A 16,437-nucleotide genomic window follows, 5' to 3' on the forward strand; every position below is an offset into this window, starting at 1 on the left:
GATCATGGAGTTGTGGTGCCTCACGAAAGCCGCAAAAAGGGGCGAATCGGCCACCATAACTCCATGATCGACCCGGTTGGGTGGGGTCAGAAGTCGCCGCCGCCGAAGTCCCCACCACCGAAGTCCCCACCGCCGAAGCCGCCACCACCAAAGTCGCCGCCGAAGTCGCCGCCCTGGTCACCGCCGCCGAAGTCGCCGCCCTGGTCACCGCCGCTGTCGCCCTGGTCGAACCCGTCGCCGAAGCCCTCCTGGTAGCCGGCGTCGTAGCCGTACCCGGGGTCGGCGAAGGCGGGCGAGAAGAGCGCGTCGGCGATCAGGATGCCGCCGAGCACACCGGCGCCGGCACCCAGCGCCGTCTTCCACCACGGCGTCGAATACCAGCCGGCGGGCACCGGACGACCCTGATAACGCCCACCGGGGTAGTAGTAGGGCGTTTCCCGGCCGGGCTGCGGCCCGGCCCGGAAGGTCTGCCCCTGCACGTCGACAGCACGTTCCTTGGTGAGCTGCCCCACGCCGCGGGCCGCGGCCAGGGTGGGCAGTTCGGGGCCCGGGTCGATGCCCAGCGCCGTACGCGCCGCCCGGATGTACGCCAGCCCTTCCAGCGCGGTCTCCCGGGCCAGCCCGAACTGGTGCGGCGTGGACGCCTGCTCCAGCTGGGAGCCCGCCGCGTTGTACCGCTCACCGGCGTCGGCAAGCGCCTGGCGTACCGCTGGCTCGTCGCCGTGCAGGTTGATCAACTGGCCGCCGAGGCGCTCGTACCAGCGCTGCGCGTCCGCCCGGGCGTCGCCGAGGGCGGTGCGTCGACGAGCGTTGTTCCGGGAGGCGGCGAGCACTCCGGCACCCACCACGGCGACCAAGATGACCGCGAGGCACAGCACAGCTTCCATGCCTTCGAACGTACCCCCGGGTGTCACGTCGTATCCGTCTGGCAAGCTCCGGTGATGGACGTCTCGACGCTGCTCCTGGTGATCGTGTGCCTCGGTGTCGGCGGGGCGGTGGGCTGGCTCGCGGCCCGGTCCCGGTCGGCGGCGGACATCGCCCGCCTGGACGCCACCCTGGCTGCCACCCGCGAGGGCGAGGGTCGGCTGGAGCAGTCCATGCGGGCGTTGAGCTACGAGGCGACCGCGCAGTCCCAGGAGGCGGTGGCCCGGGCGGTCGCGCCGCTGCACGACACCCTGCGCCGCTACGAGCAGCGGGTGGCCGAGCTGGAGCACGACCGCGTCGACGCGTACGCCGAGCTGCGTGAGCAGGTCCGCTCGATGACCACGGTCTCCGGTGAGCTGCGCACCGAGACCAAGCAGCTGGTGGCGGCGCTGCGCGCGCCGCAGGTGCGGGGCCGATGGGGCGAGCACCAGCTACGCCGCATCGTCGAGGCTGCCGGCATGCTGGAGCACTGCGACTTCTCCGAGCAGGTCACCGCCGCCACCGACCAGCAGGTCGTCCGACCGGATCTGGTGGTCCGACTGCACGGAGGTCGCTCGGTGGTGGTGGACGCCAAGGCCCCGTTCGACGCGTACCTGACCGCCATGGAGGCCCGCGACGAGCGCGGCCGGGACACCCACCTCGACGCGCACGCACGGCACCTGCGGGGGCACGTCGACGCCCTGGCCGCCAAGTCCTACTGGTCGGCGTTCGACAGCGCACCCGAGTTCGTGGTGCTGTTCGTCCCCGCCGACCCGTTCCTCGACGTCGCGCTCCAGCGGGACCCGACGCTGCTGGAGCACGCCTTCACCCGCAACGTGGTGCTCGCCACCCCGGCCACGCTCGTCGCACTGCTCCGTACGGTCGCCTACTCGTGGCGGCAGGAGGCACTGGCGCGCAACGCGCTCGCCGTGCACACCCTCGCCAGGGAGCTGTACGGCCGACTGTCCACGTTGGGCGACCACGTGGGCAAGCTGGGGTCCTCGCTGGCCGGCGCGGTGACCGCCTACAACCGGGCGGTCGGCTCGTTGGAGGCCCGGGTGCTTGTCAGCGCCCGCAAGCTCGCCGAGCTGGGTGTCTCGGACGACGAGTTGGCCACCCCGGCACAGGTCGAGTTGACGCCCCGGCAGCCGCAGGCGCCCGAGCTGGCCGAACCGGCCGACGACGAGGTTTCGACCCGCTCACCAATCATGTGACAGTGCGTATAGCTGCATGTCACGAAGTGGTCACAAGGGACTGACCAGTAGTGACAGTGCTCGTCGATACCCCGAAAGATTCTGCTCACCCGAGCGCCCCTCTCTGAGGGGCCCTGTTCTCTGGAGGTAAAGAGAACGTGAGCAGACTCCGAAACCTGAGCCGGCGCACCTCGGCCGCGCTCTTCGCGTCGGTCCTGGTGGCGAGCGCCATGACGACGATTGGTGGTGCCGCCACCGCGGCCGCCGTTCCCGCCACACCTGACGCTTCCCCGGCCACCGCCGCCGAGACGCTGGGCGCCCACGACGCCAAACTGCTCAGCGAGGCCCGCGCGAAGAAGGCCCCGACCGTCACCCTGATCGTCGCCACCGAGAAGGGCGCGGCCGGGGACGTCGCCGACAGTCTCACCAAGCTCGGCGGCACGGTCAGCCAGCGGCAGGACCGGGTCGGCTTCGTGTTGGCGAAGGTTCCGACCGACCGGGCCCTGAAGGCGGCGCGGCTGCCCGGTGTCGCGGCCGTCGACCTGGACGAGGTCATCCAACTGCCGGACCCGACCCCGGAGCGCGCCCCCGCCGGCACGGCTGGCGCGCGGCAGGCCACCGCCGAGGCGCCCGGACCGGCCACCCCGGCCGACAACCCCTACATGCCGACGAACGAGACCGGCGCGGTGGCGTTCACCGCGGCCCACCCGACGTGGGACGGCCGGGGCGTCACGATCGGCATCATGGACTCCGGTGTGGACCTGGCCCACCCGGCGTTGCAGCAGACCACCACCGGCGAGCGCAAGATCGTCGACTGGGTCACCGCGACCGATCCGCTCGAGGACGGCACCTGGCGGCGGATGCAGGCCGAGGTCGCCGGGCCGTCGTTCACCATCGCCGGTGGCACCTGGACGGCACCGGCCGGCTCGTACCGGTTCAACCTGTTCAGCGAGTCGGTCACCACCAACAGCGACGCGCGGGGTGACGTCAACCGCGACGGCGACGCGACCGACACCTGGGGTGTGCTCTTCGACCCGGCCACCAACAACATCCGGGTGGACGCCAATCAGAACCTCAACTTCACCGACGACCCGGTCATGCGGCCGTACAGGGAGAAGTACGACATCGGGTACTTCGGTACGGACAACCCGGCGACGCCTGTCGCCGAGCGGCAGCCCTTCGTCGTCGAGTTCCGCAAGAACGTGAACACCACGCCGATCGGGCTGCCGGGCACCTACGACTACGTCAACATCGGCATCGTCGAGAGCACGCACGGCACCCACGTCGCCGGCATCACCGCCGCCAACGACATGCTCGGCAACGGGGCCTTCGACGGTGCCGCACCCGGTGCCAAGCTGGTCTCCGCCCGCGCCTGTTCCTGGGGCGGCGGCTGCACCGCAGCGGCCCTGACCACCGGCATGATCGACCTGGTGGCCAACCGTGGCGTCGACATCGTCAACATGTCGATCGGTGGCCTCCCCGGCCTGAACGACGGCAACAACGCGAGGACGAACCTCTACAACGAGCTGATCGAGACGTACGGCGTGCAGTTGGTCATCTCGGCCGGCAACTCCGGGCCGGGTCTCAACACCGTCGGCGACCCGTCCGTCGCCAGCAACGTGATCAGCGTTGCCGCCAACATCAGCAAGGACACCTGGCTGGCCAACTACGGCTCGGTGGTCAAGAAGAAGAACGCCCTGTTCAACTTCTCCTCCCGTGGTCCGCGCGAGGACGGCGGCTTCAAGCCGAACATCGCCGCCCCCGGCTCGGCCATCTCCACGGCACCGACCTGGCAGCTCGGCGCGCCGGTCCCCGAGGCCGGGTACGCGCTGCCCCCGGGCTACGCGATGCTGAACGGCACGTCGATGGCGTCCCCGCAGACCGCCGGCGCCGGCGCGCTGCTGCTGTCGGCCGCCAAGGCCACCGACCGGGGCGTCAGCCCGGCGGCGCTGCGGCGGGCGCTGTTCAGCTCGGCCAAGCCGATCGCGGACGTGCCGACGTACGCGCAGGGCTACGGCATGGTCAACGTGTCCGGCGCCTGGCAACTGCTGCGCCAGGGCGTCGAGACCCGGTCGTACGTCTCCGACGCGCCGGTCTGCAGCCCGCTGGCGGACCAGCTGACCATCTGGAACGGTGTGAAGTTCGTGCCGAACCCGGGCCGGGGCACCGGCGTCTACAACCGCTGCGCGGCGGCTGCGGGTGGCCACAAGGTCGGCCAGAGCAAGACCTACCCGGTCAAGCTGACCCGCACCAGCGGCCCGGCCGGCACCATCAAGCACGACGTCACGTTCCAGGGCAACGACGGCACCTTCAAGGCACCGAAGACTGTCGCGCTGCCGCTCAACCAGCCCGTCACCATCAGCGTCACCGCCAAGCCTGCCTCCGAGGGCGCGCACGGCGCGATCGTGCGGATCGACGACCCGGCCACGAACGTGGTCGACTTCGAGGTGTCCACGGTGGTGGTCGCCTCGAACGACGTGAAGAAGCCCACCTTCTCGTACGCCAACGAGGGTTCGGTCGACCGGAACGGCTTCACGTCGTACTTCGTCACCGTGCCGGAGGGCGCCAAGGCCCTCCAGGTGAACCTCTCCGGGATCGCCACCGGCTCGCAGACCCGATTCATCGCGATCAACCCGCTGGGTGTGCCGGTGGAGGCCACCACCAGCACCGTCTGCTACACCAACTTCTCCGATGTCAACGTCTGCAAGCCGCAGGAGCGTGACTACCAGAACCCGCTTCCCGGGGTCTGGGAGATCGAGGTGGAGTCGCGGCGGACCTCCCCGGCGCTGAACAACCCGTTCAAGCTCCAGGCGCGGGTGCAGGGCCTGACCGTCGAGCCGGCGCTTGTCGAGCTGCCGAGTGTCGAGGCCGGCGAGCCGACCCCGGTGAGCTGGACCGTCACCAACGCCTTCGGCCCGGTCTCGGTCAGCGGCCGCAGCGGCGCGCTGACCGGTGTGCGTACCGAGCGTCCGACCATCACCGAGGGCGGCCCCAACCAGGAGTGGACCGTCGAGATCCCGGCGGGTACGTCGACGTTCACGGCCCGGATCGGGAACCCCGCCAACGCGGGCGCCGACCTGGACCTGTTCGTCTACCGGGGTGCCACCGAGGTCGGCCGGGCCGCCGACGGTGACTCGGAGGAGGCGGTCACCCTGACCAACCCGCCCGCCGGCACCTACCGCGTCGTGGTGGAGCCGTACGGGGTCGACGGGCCGGGGACCAGCACCGCCTACGACTACTACGACGCGTTCGCGTCCGCGTCGCTGGGCACGATCACCGCTCCGGCCGGCGCGGTGCCGCTGATGCACGGCGAGTCGACGACCATCACCGGCACGGTGACCGCGGTGGCCGTCCCGGCCGACGGGCGTCAACTCTCCGGTGAGCTGGCGATCGTCACCACCGAGGGTGCGGTCGTGGGTCGCGGCAACGTGTCCATCGGTGCGGTGAACTGATTACTGCGTAACACCAGCAGGAGCCCGTCCCCGGATCCGGGGGCGGGCTCCTGTGCGTCAGTTGCGTGTCAGAGGGCGCGGGCCGCGTCCAACTGGCCGGGCCCCGACGGCGTCAGGACCGGTGGGCGGCCGAGACGACGAACGGGGTGCCCTGCTGGCAGGTGGTCATCATGCCGGGCTCCACCCGACCGGTGACCTCGACCCGCGCGCCGGCCGTCAGCACGTCACGGGGACCGCCGATCAGCAGGTAGCCGTCGAGCAGTACGCAGCCGGGCTCCACGCCGCCCTGGAGCGTGCCGCTGAGGGTGGTGGCCCCGACGCCCGGCGGGGTGCTCGGGCCGCCCGGCTTCGGCGTCTTCACACGAGGTGAAACGGTGGGGGTGACGGTCGCTGGCGCGGGGGTCGGGTCGGGCGTGGGCGAACTGGTCACCGGCTGCGCTCCCGTCGGGGTCGGGGTGGGTGTGCCGTCCCCGCCACCCTGGCCGCCGCAGGCGCTCAGCGCCACGCAGACGGCCAGCGCGGGGACGGCGAGCCGAAGAGTCCTCATGCCAGATCTGACGTACGCCGACCCGAGTTCGTTCCCCTGCTCAGCCGCGCGCCGCAGCTGCCTTCATGTCCCGCCTCAGCTCCTGCGGAAGCGAGAACGTGAGCCGCTCGTTGGCGGTGGTGATCTCCTCGACGTCGGCGAAGCCGCGCGCGGCGAGGTGGACCAGCACCTCCTGGACCAGGTCGTCCGGGACGCTCGCGCCCGAGGTCAGGCCGACCGTCGTGGCCCCCTCCAGCCAGGCGTCGTCGATCTCGTGCGCGAAGTCGACCAGATGGCCGGCGCGCGCGCCGGCGTCCAGGGCCACCTCGACCAGGCGGACCGAGTTGGAGGAGTTCGTCGAGCCGACCACGATCACCACGTCACAGTCGGCGGCGATCTCCTTGACCACGTGCTGGCGGTTGGAGGTGGCGTAGCAGATGTCGTCACTGGGTGGCGACTGCAACAGCGGCAGCCGCTGCTTGAGCCGGGCCACCGTCTCCAGCGTCTCGTCGACCGAGAGCGTGGTCTGCGAGAGCCAGACCACCTTCTCCGGGTCACGTACGGTGATCTTGTCGGCGCCGTCCGGGCCGTCCACGAGTTGGATGTGCGCCGGGGCCTCACCGGCGGTGCCGATGACCTCTTCGTGCCCCTCGTGGCCGATGAGCAGGATGTCGTAGTCCTCGGCCGCGAAGCGCCGCGCCTCGTGGTGCACCTTGGTGACCAGCGGGCAGGTCGCGTCGATCGCCTTCAGCGAGCGCGCCTCTGCCTGCTCGTAGACCTCCGGTGCCACGCCGTGCGCGGAGAAGATGACCGTGGCGCCCTCCGGCACCTCCTCGTTCTCCTCCACGAAGATCGCGCCCTGGGCCTCGAGGGTCTGCACCACGTGCTTGTTGTGCACGATCTGCTTGCGCACGTAGATCGGTGCGCCGTAGAGCTTCAGCGCCTGCTCCACGGTCTGCACCGCGCGGTCGACACCCGCGCAGTAGCCGCGGGGCTTGGCCAGGAGCACGCGCTTGCCGGTCCGGTGAGTCGCCTGAGCCTCAGTCACCACCCCATCGTACGTGCCGCCCCACCACCCGCCACCCCACCGCAACCCACCCCTCCCGCACCCGGCGCCACCTCCGCACCGCCCCGGTGATCAAGAGGTTTGCGTCAAAAACGCGCCCAGCACTGACGCAAACCTCTTGATCACCGGGAGGGTCCGTAGGGTGGGCGGGTGACTGAGGGTGGGCGGGTGGGAAGCAGCGGGGGCGGGGCCGGGGCCAGCAGCGCCGAGGAGCCCTGGCCGGTGCGGGTGGTCAGCCAGAAGGTGGGGGCCTGGATCGCCAAGCTCGGCTGGGTGTGGGTGGACGGGCAGGTGGCCCAGATCAGCCGCCGCCCCGGGGCGAGCACTGTCTTCCTGACCCTGCGTGATCCGTCGGCCGACCTGAGCCTGACCGTCACCACCAACCGGGACGTCCTGGACGCCGGTGCGCCGGAGCTGCGCGAAGGCGCCCGCGTGGTGCTGCACGCCAAGCCGGAGTTCTACGCCGCCCGGGGCACGCTGAGCCTACGGGCCGACGAGATTCGCCAGGTGGGGCTCGGGGAGCTACTGGCCCGACTGGAGAAACTCAAGAAGCTGCTCGCCGCCGAAGGGCTCTTCGACCGCGCCCGCAAGCGTCGACTGCCGTTCCTGCCCGGCCGGGTCGGGCTCATCACCGGTCGCGCGTCGGCGGCGGAGCGGGACGTGCTGACGAATGCTCGACGACGTTGGCCGGCGGTGGAGTTCCGAACGGTGAACGTTGCCGTGCAGGGCCCGTCCGCGGTACCGCAGATCGTCGACGCGCTCAAGGTGCTTGACGCGGACCCGAGCATCGACGTGATCATCATCGCCCGGGGTGGTGGCGGCATCGAGGACCTGCTGCCCTTCTCCGACGAGGCGCTCTGTCGAGCGGTGTTCGGCTGTCGTACGCCGGTGGTCAGCGCGATCGGCCACGAGACGGACGCGCCTCTGATCGACTACGTCGCCGACGTCCGCGCCTCCACGCCTACCGACGCGGCCAAGAGGGTCGTCCCCGACCTCACCGAGGAGGTACGCCTCATCGGTCAGGCCCGGCACCGCCTCGAACGGGCGGTGCGCAATCTCGTCGACCGGGAGACGCACCGGCTCGACGGGCTACGGTCCCGCCCGGTGTTGTCCCGGCCCCAGGTGATGGTGGAGCACCGGGCGACCGAGCTGACCGCGTTGCGGCAGCGGGCCGGCCGCTGCCTGGAGCATCGGCTCACCGCCGCCGGGGACGACCTGCGACACACTCTCGCGCGGCTGCGCGCGCTCTCCCCCGCCGCCACCCTCGACCGGGGGTACGCGATCGTGCAGCGCGCGGACGGTCACGTGGTCCGCGCGGCGGTGGAGGTCGGCAAGGGCGACCCGTTGCGGGTACGACTTGCCGACGGCGAGCTGGCCGCAACTGTCGACGGCTGAGTGGCGACGCGGCGCCGTGGGGAGTGGTGTGCTGAGATGAACGCGATGACTGACGACACGAAGGCCGGGCCGGACGAGCGGCTCAGTTACGAGCAGGCCCGCGCCGAGCTGGCCTCGGTGGTGGAGCGGCTGGAGGCCGGCGGCACGTCCCTGGAGGAGTCGCTGGCTCTCTGGGAGCGCGGCGAGGCGCTGGCGGTGATCTGTCAACGCTGGCTGGATGGTGCGCGGGCGCGGATCGACGCCGCCCGGCAGGAGCCGGCTTCCTGAGCGTCGCCACGACGAACGCGATCGGGTGGGGCGGCCCGGGCCGCCCCACCCGCGTACCTCAGTTGAACAGGCTGTACAGCTCGGCCGGCGCCTCGACGACCTGGTCCGCCGGCGGCTTCTGCGCGGCGGTGGCGGCACCGTAGTCGGAGTACGTCATCTTGATCTCCTGCGCGGCGGTCTGCCCGGCGGCCGGCAGTTGCAGCACCAGCTCGCTGAGCCGGCCCTGCGGGTCCACCGTCGCGGTGAACGGCACGGTCTTCGCCTGGGTGCCGAGCGCGGCGATCGTGGCGGCGTTCAGCGAGCCCGCCTCGGCGGCCTTGGTGACGTCGATGGTGCCGGCGTACGCGCCGGTGCCGGTGCTGCGGACCTCGGTGATGCCCTGGGTGAGCACCGCGCTGCCGGCCGGGTCGACCTTCTCGAAGTCGAAGCCGAGGTTGCGGTTGCCCTTGATCCGGGTCTGGTCGAGGTGCTGGTACTTGCCGAGGTTGAGCTGCTTGATGGCGGGCAGGCTGTTGGCGGTGGGGCCGCTCAGCTCCAGCTTGACCCAGCTGTCCGGCTTGAAGTGGATCACGTCGAGCTTCATCGCCAGGTCGGACGACGGGCCACCGATCGAGATCTTCATGGCCGCGCTCTGGCTCGGCTGGTGCACCAGCCCCTCCGCCGTCGAGCCGGCACCGGCAAGGGTGAACCGGAAGTTCCCGTTGCTGATCTCCTTGGTGGAGTCGAGCAGGGCCTGCTTGGCGTCGCCCGCCACCGGGGCACCGGACGGGCTCGCCGCGCCGGACGCGGTCACCGTCGGGGACGGCGTCGACCCGGCGGTGCCGGTGCCGGTTCCGCTGGCGCAGGCGGCCAGTGCGGGCGTGATCAGGGCGGCGGCTACCAGGCCGGCGCCGAGTCGTCGAACAGTCATTCGTGTCTCCCAAGGGGGTCACCCGACGACCTGGACGGCGCCGGAAACTCCGGCGACGCAGCAGCACCGTCGGCTGCGTCGCGCGATCCGGGCCGAGCAGCGCGCCAGGATCACCCCTTCTCTGTTCCCTGTCGACGCGGCGGACAATCACCCTTCGGGCCAGTTGCCCAGATTCGACGCCGACGGGCCCCGACTCCCGGTCCGTCAGCGCAGCGAACCGGCCAGTTCGCGGAGTTCGTTGTCCCGGGCGTCGCCGACGACGATCACCGTGCGGGTCGGCTCCAGCAGGACCAGCGCCTGCTGGTTGCCCCGGGCCGTGTAGAGCTGCCAGGTGCGCCCGGCCAGCTCGGTGGGGCCCTGCGGCTGACCCTGACTTGTCAGCTCGGCGGGGAGCAGCCGGTCCGCCGGGACGCTGCTCTGCAGCAGTTGGACGCCCCGCCCCTCCGGTGTGAGGTAGCCGAGTCGCAGGTTCGCGCCGCCCTCGACGGTCTGGTAGCGGGCGCTGACAGTCGTCCAGTCGGAGCTGAGCCCCTGTGGCTGGCTCACCGGAAAGACGTTCGCCGAGCGGGCCTGCTCGATGGCGGGCGCCGGGTCGACGGTGGTGGCCTGGTCGCCGCCGAGGAATCCCCGGTAGAACGCCAGCAGGAGCGCGATCGGGACGAGCAGCACCAGCAGCGAGATCGCCATGTCCTTCGGCGACCGCTCGGACTTGCCGGACCCGGCCGGCGGCGGTGGGGTCGGATCGGTCGCGGCGGGCTCACCACCACGGCCGGCGGGGACGTCGGCCGGCGGCTGACCGTCGGGCGGCGTGCGGTCGTCGGGTACGCGATCGGCTGGCTGTGCGGGTTCCACCCCTCCATCTTCGCAGCCGCCCGACCGGCGGTATCCGGGCCATCACCGCCCCGCGCCGACGCCCGGTCGGCCATCGTGTGAGGATCAGCGACAAAGCCGGCAGTGGGGCCTCCCTGCCACCGGTCGTCCCCGCACCGTCGCGAGGAGGAGTAGCCGTCATGACGAACACCAGGACGCGGATCCCGCAGGATCTCGACCGAAACCTTGCCCTCGATCTGGTCCGGGTCACCGAGGCCGCGGCGATGGCCGCCGGCCGGTGGGTCGGGCGGGGCGACAAGGAGGGCGGCGACGGGGCCGCGGTCGACGCGATGCGCAAGCTGATCAACTCGATCCAGATGCGCGGTGTGGTGGTGATCGGCGAGGGCGAGAAGGACAACGCCCCGATGCTCTTCAACGGCGAGCACGTCGGTGACGGCACCGGCCCGGAGGTGGACGTCGCGGTCGACCCGGTGGACGGCACCACCCTGATGAGCAAGGGCATGCCGAACGCCGTGGCGGTGCTTGCCGTCTCCGAACGGGGTGCGATGTTCGATCCCAGCGCGGTGTTCTACATGGAGAAGCTCGCCGTCGGGCCGGCGTACGCCGACGTGATCGACATCAACGCCGGCGTCGCGGAGAACCTGCGCCGGATCGCCAAGGTCAAGGGCACCGACGTCTCCGAGGTGACGGTCTGCGTGCTGGACCGCAGCCGCCACGACGATCTGGTGACGCAGATCCGCCGGACCGGGGCGGGGATCCGGTTCATCTCCGACGGTGACATCGCCGGCTCCATCGCGGCTGCCCGAGGCGAGTCGGACGTCGACGTGCTGATGGGCATCGGCGGCACCCCGGAGGGCATCATCTCCGCGTGCGCGCTGAAGTGCATGGGCGGCGCCATGCAGGCCAAGCTCTGGCCGCAGGACGACCAGGAGCGGGAGAAGGCGATCGCCGCCGGGCACGACCTGGACCGGGTGCTGAGCACCGACGACCTCGTCACCGGCGACAACTGCTTCTTCGTGGCGACCGGGGTCACCTCCGGCGACCTGCTGCGCGGGGTGCGGTACCGGGCGGGCGGCGCGTACACCCAGTCGATCGTGATGCGCTCGAAGAGCGGCACCATCCGGGTGATCGACTCGTACCACCGGCTGGAGAAGCTGGCGCTCTACTCCGCTGTCGACTTCGACGGTCGTCCGCTGGCCGAACAGGAGTGACACCCACCGACACGGAGACCCCGCAGATCCTGTCGGCCGCCCGCCGAATCACCGGCGTCGCGCTGGCGTCGGCCTCCGGGGTCGCGGTGGCGGTGCAGTCACGGATCAACGGCGAGTTGGGGGTACGCCTCGACGACGGCTTCGCCGCCGCGGTGATCTCGTTCGGCGTCGGCCTGCTGGTGCTGCTGGTGCTGGTGCCCGCGACCCCCAACGGTCGGCGGGGCCTGGCCGCGACGCGACGCGCCCTGGCGGCGGGCACGCTGAGGCCGTGGCAGTGCCTCGGCGGGATGTGCGGGGCCTTCCTGGTGGCCACCCAGGGGCTCACCATCGGCACGCTCGGCGTGGCGGTGTTCACCGTGGCGGTGGTCGCCGGCCAGACCGGGAGCAGCCTCGCCGTGGACCGGGCCGGGATCGGGCCGACCGGCCGACAGCCGGTCACCCGGCAGCGGCTGGCCGGCGCGGTGCTCACCGTGCTGGCGGTGGGGCTGGCGGTCGGCGACCGCTTCGGCGACCCGGGCGCGCTGGCGCTGGCCCTGCTCCCGCTGCTCGCCGGGGTGGGCATCGCCTGGCAGCAGGCCGTCAACGGCCGGGTGCGGGCAGCCGCCGACAGCGCGTTGACCGCCACCCTCGTCAACTTCGGCGTCGGCACGCTCACCCTCCTCGTCGCGTTCGCGATCGACATCGCCGTACGCGGCTGGCCCAGCGGTCACCTGCCGACCGAGCCGTGGCTCTACCTCGGTGGCCCGATCGGCATCGTGTTCATCGCGATCGCCGCCGCGATCGTGCGCTTCACCGGTGTGCTGCTGCTCGGCCTGGCCACCATCGCCGGACAGATCGTCGGCGCCGTCCTGCTGGATCTGCTCCTGCCCACGGCGGCCTCGCACCCCGGGGTGAACACCCTGCTCGGTGCGGCGTTGACCATGGTTGCCGTGCTGATCGCCGCCCTGGCACCCCCCGCCCGCCCCTGACCCCCCACCCGCCCCAAGCCCCGCCCGCGCCCCGGCCCGCCCGCGCCGCGACCCCAGCCCTCCGTCGATCTTGCAGTTAGTGCTGCGGCATAACGGGCCTAAAGGCGCGATTCGGCAACACAAAGTGCAAGATCGACGCCGGCCGGGGGCGGGGCGGGGCGGGGGCCGGGACCGGGGGCGAGAGCGGGGTCAGCCGGCGTCGGAGGAGTGGCCGGGGAAGAGGTGTGCGCTGGGGTCGATGGCTACCGCCGCGTTGTTGACCGCCGTCGCCGCCTCGCCGAAGCCTGTCGCGATCAGTCGGACCTTGCCCGGATACTCGGTGATGTCACCCGCCGCGAAGACCCGCGGCAGGTTCGTCGCCATCGCGCTGTCCACCAGGATGTGCCGGCGGTCCAGTTCGAGCCCCCACTCGGCGAGCGGGCCCAGGTCGGCGGTGAAGCCGAGGGCGGCCACCACGGTGTCGACCGGCAACGTCTCGGTCGCGCCCCCGCGCACGGTCACCTCGGCGCCGGTCACCGCGCCCTCCCCGAGCAGCCTGGTGACCTCCGCGTTGACCACCACCCGCACCGGCAGCGAGAGCACCCGGGCGACCGTCGAGGCGTGGGCCCGGAACTTCTCCCGTCGGTGCACCAGGGTCACCGACCGGGCCAGCGGTTGCAGTGCCAGCGCCCAGTCGAAGGCCGAGTCGCCGCCTCCGACGATCAGCACGTCCCGACCGGCGAGCTCGGTGGGCTCGGTGACGAAGTAGACGATCCCGGAGCCGGGGGCCCCGTCGGCGCACGGCAACGGCCGAGGGCTGAAGCTGCCGAGCCCGCCGGTGACCACGATCGCGCCGCACCCCAACTGCTCGCCACCGGCCAGGCCGACAACCGGGCGGCCGTCGGCGTAGGCGAGCTTCTCTGCCCGGGTGCCGAGCAGGTACTGCGGATTGAACGGAGCTGCCTGCGCCACCAGATTGGCCACCAGGTCACGGCCCTTGACGGCGGGAAACCCGGCGACGTCGAGGATCAGCTTCTCCGGGTACATGGCGGTGACCTGGCCGCCCGGCTCGGGCAGCGCGTCGATCACCGCCACCGACAGCCCCCGGAACCCGGCGTAGTACGCGGCGAAGAGGCCAGCCGGACCGGCCCCGATCACGGCGACATCGACCTCGCGCATGGCGTACCGTCGCTTTCCGCTTACGGATCAACGCGTGCTGATCTCGACCGTAGGCGGGCGGCGACGGTCCGGCAAGCATGTCCCAGAGGCGCGCCGGAGAATCGGGTCAGGGCAGGCTGAGCGTCGAACCGGAGTAGTCCGGCCCGTCCACCGCCGGTCGCCGCCGCCGGAACAGGATCGCCGCCACCACCCCGCCGAGCAGGCCGAACAGGTGACCCTGCCAGGAGATCCGCTCGTCGGTGGGGAGGATACCGACAAGCTGCCAGCCGTAGAGCAGACCGACCAGGAGGAAGACCGCGAAGTTCCACCAGCTGCGCTCGACGATGCCCCGGGTCAGCAGGATGCCCAGGTAACCGAAGATGACGCCGCTGGCGCCGACCACCACCGAGTTGGGTGAGCCGGTGAACCACACGCCGAGCCCGCTGACCAGGATGATGACCAGGGTCGACCAGAGGAACCGGCGGGCGCCGGCGGCGAGGACGAAGGTGCCCAGCAGGATCAGCGGGATGCTGTTGCTGTAGAGGTGGTCGAAGCCGTGGTGCAGGAACGGGGAGAAGAAGACCCCGTCCAACCCGTCGATGCGTTGCGGGATGATGCCGGCGGTGGCGTCCAGGCCGAACGCGAGCCCCTGGTCGACGGCCTCGATGAGGAAGAGGAACGGGACCACCGCGCACATGGCGACGAAGGCCCGGCCGAGCGAGGCGTAGAACGCCTCGGTGCCGAACCGGAACGGGTCGCCGCTTGACGGGTGCAGGGTCACTCCACAACTGCTATCAGCAAAAGCGGCCGACCGCCACTCACGTCCCGTCCGGGGTACGCGCGAAGGCGGGGCGGGTGGTGCTCACCCGCCCCGCCTTCGGACGCCGTCAGTAGTGGCCGTTGTTCTGGAAGTAGGTCCAGGCGCCACACGGTGACTTGTATCTGCCCTTGATGTAGCCCAGGCCCCAAATGATCTGGGTGGCCGGGTTCGTGCGCCAGTCGGACGCGACCGAGCCCATCTTGTCGCCCGGCAGGGACTGCGGGATGCCGTACGCGCCGGAGGACGAGTTGCTGGCCTTGTGGTTCCAGCCGCTCTCCTTCGTCCAGAGCTTCTCCAGGCAGGGGAACTCGGCGATGGCGAAGCCCTTGTCGATCATCAGGGCGCAGCCGATCTTGCGGTTGCCGCTGTACTCCGCGCAGGACGCCGGGATCTTCCCGGTGTACGGCTTGGCGGCCGCGTTGGCCGCGTCGCGCTCGCGCTTACGGGACGCCGCTGCGGCCTCGGCCTTGCGGGCTCGCTCGGCGGCCTCCTTGGCGGCCTGGGCCGCCCGCAGCTTGGCCTGGTACTCGGCGGCCCGCTGCTTGGACGTCTGCACCTGGTGGGCGGCCTGCCGCTCGCGTAGGTACGCGAAATCGGCGCGGTCGACCTCGACGCTGACCTTGTCGGTCAGGCCCTGTTGCTGGGTTTCCCGGTCTTCGCCCAGGTAGAAGCCACCGGCAACGCCCACGGAGAGCAGCGCTACAGCAGCCGTACGGGCACCCAACCGGCTCCACAGCCGACTCACGAAGTGGTCCCTTCGTCGGGAGCAAGGACGTGGCGCGGCGCGGCCACCATCGGGCCGCCAGTCGTGCCACGAGCGCCCCGACCGGTTGCCGGTCGCACCGACGCACCGACTGCCGCCGATGTCGTTCGTCTCGGAACGAACGATTACCGACGATTCCAGTGGTGCGCGGGCGCTCGTGGGACACGATTGCGCACAGTGAGTCTGTTGGGAAACCGACCGACCCGATTGTGATTTGGGCCACATTCAGAATCGGGACAAAGCCCCCCAAATCATCCGCTCAGATCGGAATGTCCTCCAGGAGGTCCGTGACCATTGCGGCGATCGGCGACCGCTCCGAACGGCTGAGGGTGACGTGCGCGAAGAGTGGATGGCCCTTCAGCGCTTCGATGACGGCTGTCACCCCGTCGTGCCGGCCGACCCGCAGATTGTCCCGCTGGGCCACGTCGTGGGTGAGCACCACCCGGGAGCCCTGCCCGATGCGGGACAGTACGGTCAACAGCACGCCGCGCTCAAGCGACTGGGCCTCGTCCACGATCACGTAGGCGTCGTGCAGACTCCGCCCCCGGATGTGGGTCAGCGGCAGCACCTCCAGGATGCCCCGCGAGGTGACCTCCTCCAGCACGTTCTCGTGCACCACCGCCCCGAGCGTGTCGAAGACCGCCTGGGCCCACGGCGACATCTTCTCCGACTCCGAGCCCGGCAGGTAGCCCAACTCCTGGCCGCCGACGGCGTACAGCGGGCGGAAGACGATCACCTTCTTGTGCCGGCGGCGCTCCATCACCGCCTCCAGCCCGGCGCAGAGCGCCAGCGCCGACTTGCCGGTGCCGGCCCGACCACCAAGCGAGACGATCCCGATCGACTCGTCCAGCAGCAGGTCGAGAGCGATCCGCTGCTCAGCCGAGCGGCCGTGCAGCCCGAACGCCTCCCGGTCGCCCCGGACCAGACGCACCGACTTGTCCGGCAGCACCCGACCGAGTGCGGAGCCACGCCCCGAGTGCAGCACCAGGCCGGTG

15 protein-coding genes are annotated in these 16,437 nt (G+C 71.2%); 6 read left to right on the plus strand and 9 right to left on the minus strand.

Features of this window, described 5'->3' with window-relative positions; translation table 11 throughout:
- Positions 1 to 86: 86 nt before the first annotated feature.
- Positions 87 to 887, minus strand: a complete 801-nt coding sequence (locus tag ACWER9_RS09345) for a hypothetical protein (RefSeq protein ID WP_452301339.1) — start codon at positions 885 to 887, stop codon at positions 87 to 89.
- A gap of 54 nt (positions 888 to 941) precedes the next feature.
- Here ACWER9_RS09345 and rmuC point away from each other — a divergent pair, with 54 nt between their 5' ends.
- A complete protein-coding gene (gene rmuC / locus ACWER9_RS09350) occupies positions 942 to 2,117 on the plus strand; it encodes a DNA recombination protein RmuC (protein WP_452301340.1) in 1,176 nt (391 codons plus the stop codon).
- 137 nt (positions 2,118 to 2,254) lie between these two features.
- A complete protein-coding gene (locus ACWER9_RS09355) occupies positions 2,255 to 5,548 on the plus strand; it encodes a S8 family serine peptidase (protein ID WP_452301341.1) in 3,294 nt (1,097 codons plus the stop codon).
- A gap of 112 nt (positions 5,549 to 5,660) precedes the next feature.
- Here ACWER9_RS09355 and ACWER9_RS09360 read toward each other — a convergent pair whose 3' ends face one another.
- On the minus strand, positions 5,661 to 6,095 hold the full coding sequence (locus tag ACWER9_RS09360; protein WP_452301342.1) for a hypothetical protein: 435 nt from the start codon (positions 6,093 to 6,095) through the stop codon (positions 5,661 to 5,663).
- A 40-nt stretch (positions 6,096 to 6,135) separates the two neighbouring features.
- Positions 6,136 to 7,122 (minus strand): 4-hydroxy-3-methylbut-2-enyl diphosphate reductase, encoded by a 987-nt coding sequence (locus ACWER9_RS09365; RefSeq protein ID WP_452301343.1) that lies wholly within the window; start codon positions 7,120 to 7,122, stop codon positions 6,136 to 6,138.
- A 168-nt stretch (positions 7,123 to 7,290) separates the two neighbouring features.
- Between ACWER9_RS09365 and xseA the strand changes: the two genes are divergently transcribed.
- The gene (xseA, locus tag ACWER9_RS09370) at positions 7,291 to 8,535 is read left to right on the plus strand and encodes an exodeoxyribonuclease VII large subunit (protein WP_452301344.1); all 1,245 of its coding nucleotides are present in this window, start codon (positions 7,291 to 7,293) and stop codon (positions 8,533 to 8,535) included.
- A gap of 45 nt (positions 8,536 to 8,580) precedes the next feature.
- Positions 8,581 to 8,802, plus strand: a complete 222-nt coding sequence (locus tag ACWER9_RS09375; protein ID WP_030328827.1) for an exodeoxyribonuclease VII small subunit — start codon at positions 8,581 to 8,583, stop codon at positions 8,800 to 8,802.
- A gap of 58 nt (positions 8,803 to 8,860) precedes the next feature.
- Here ACWER9_RS09375 and ACWER9_RS09380 read toward each other — a convergent pair whose 3' ends face one another.
- Complete coding sequence (locus tag ACWER9_RS09380; RefSeq protein ID WP_452301345.1) at positions 8,861 to 9,712, minus strand: hypothetical protein; 852 nt, start codon at positions 9,710 to 9,712, stop codon at positions 8,861 to 8,863.
- Between the two features lie 204 nt (positions 9,713 to 9,916).
- Positions 9,917 to 10,564: a DUF4245 domain-containing protein gene (locus ACWER9_RS09385; protein WP_452301346.1), complete on the minus strand. Its 648-nt coding sequence runs from the start codon at positions 10,562 to 10,564 to the stop codon at positions 9,917 to 9,919.
- Between the two features lie 158 nt (positions 10,565 to 10,722).
- On the opposite strand from ACWER9_RS09385, the gene glpX reads away from it, so the two are divergent.
- Positions 10,723 to 11,754 carry a class II fructose-bisphosphatase gene (glpX, locus tag ACWER9_RS09390; protein WP_452301347.1) on the plus strand — a complete coding sequence of 344 codons (1,032 nt, stop codon included), beginning with the start codon at positions 10,723 to 10,725 and terminating at the stop codon, positions 11,752 to 11,754.
- Entirely contained in the window at positions 11,751 to 12,722 is a 972-nt protein-coding gene (locus ACWER9_RS09395; RefSeq protein ID WP_452301348.1) for a DMT family transporter, read from the plus strand. The genes glpX and ACWER9_RS09395 overlap by 4 nt, the downstream gene beginning before the upstream one ends.
- Before the next feature lie 189 nt (positions 12,723 to 12,911).
- On the opposite strand, the gene ACWER9_RS09400 is transcribed toward ACWER9_RS09395, so the two are convergent.
- The 4 genes from ACWER9_RS09400 to ACWER9_RS09415 form a co-directional block, all read right to left on the minus strand.
- Positions 12,912 to 13,880: an NAD(P)/FAD-dependent oxidoreductase gene (locus ACWER9_RS09400; protein WP_452301349.1), complete on the minus strand. Its 969-nt coding sequence runs from the start codon at positions 13,878 to 13,880 to the stop codon at positions 12,912 to 12,914.
- 106 nt (positions 13,881 to 13,986) lie between these two features.
- Positions 13,987 to 14,640, minus strand: a complete 654-nt coding sequence (locus tag ACWER9_RS09405) for a rhomboid family intramembrane serine protease (RefSeq protein ID WP_452301350.1) — start codon at positions 14,638 to 14,640, stop codon at positions 13,987 to 13,989.
- Positions 14,641 to 14,746: 106 nt separating this feature from the next.
- The gene (locus ACWER9_RS09410; protein ID WP_452301351.1) at positions 14,747 to 15,424 is read right to left on the minus strand and encodes an aggregation-promoting factor C-terminal-like domain-containing protein; all 678 of its coding nucleotides are present in this window, start codon (positions 15,422 to 15,424) and stop codon (positions 14,747 to 14,749) included.
- 277 nt (positions 15,425 to 15,701) lie between these two features.
- Positions 15,702 to 16,437, minus strand: a 736-nt coding sequence (locus ACWER9_RS09415; RefSeq protein ID WP_452301352.1) for a PhoH family protein, incomplete at its 5' end; no start/stop codon positions are given.

Source organism: Micromonospora sp. NPDC003944 (genome assembly GCF_053605225.1).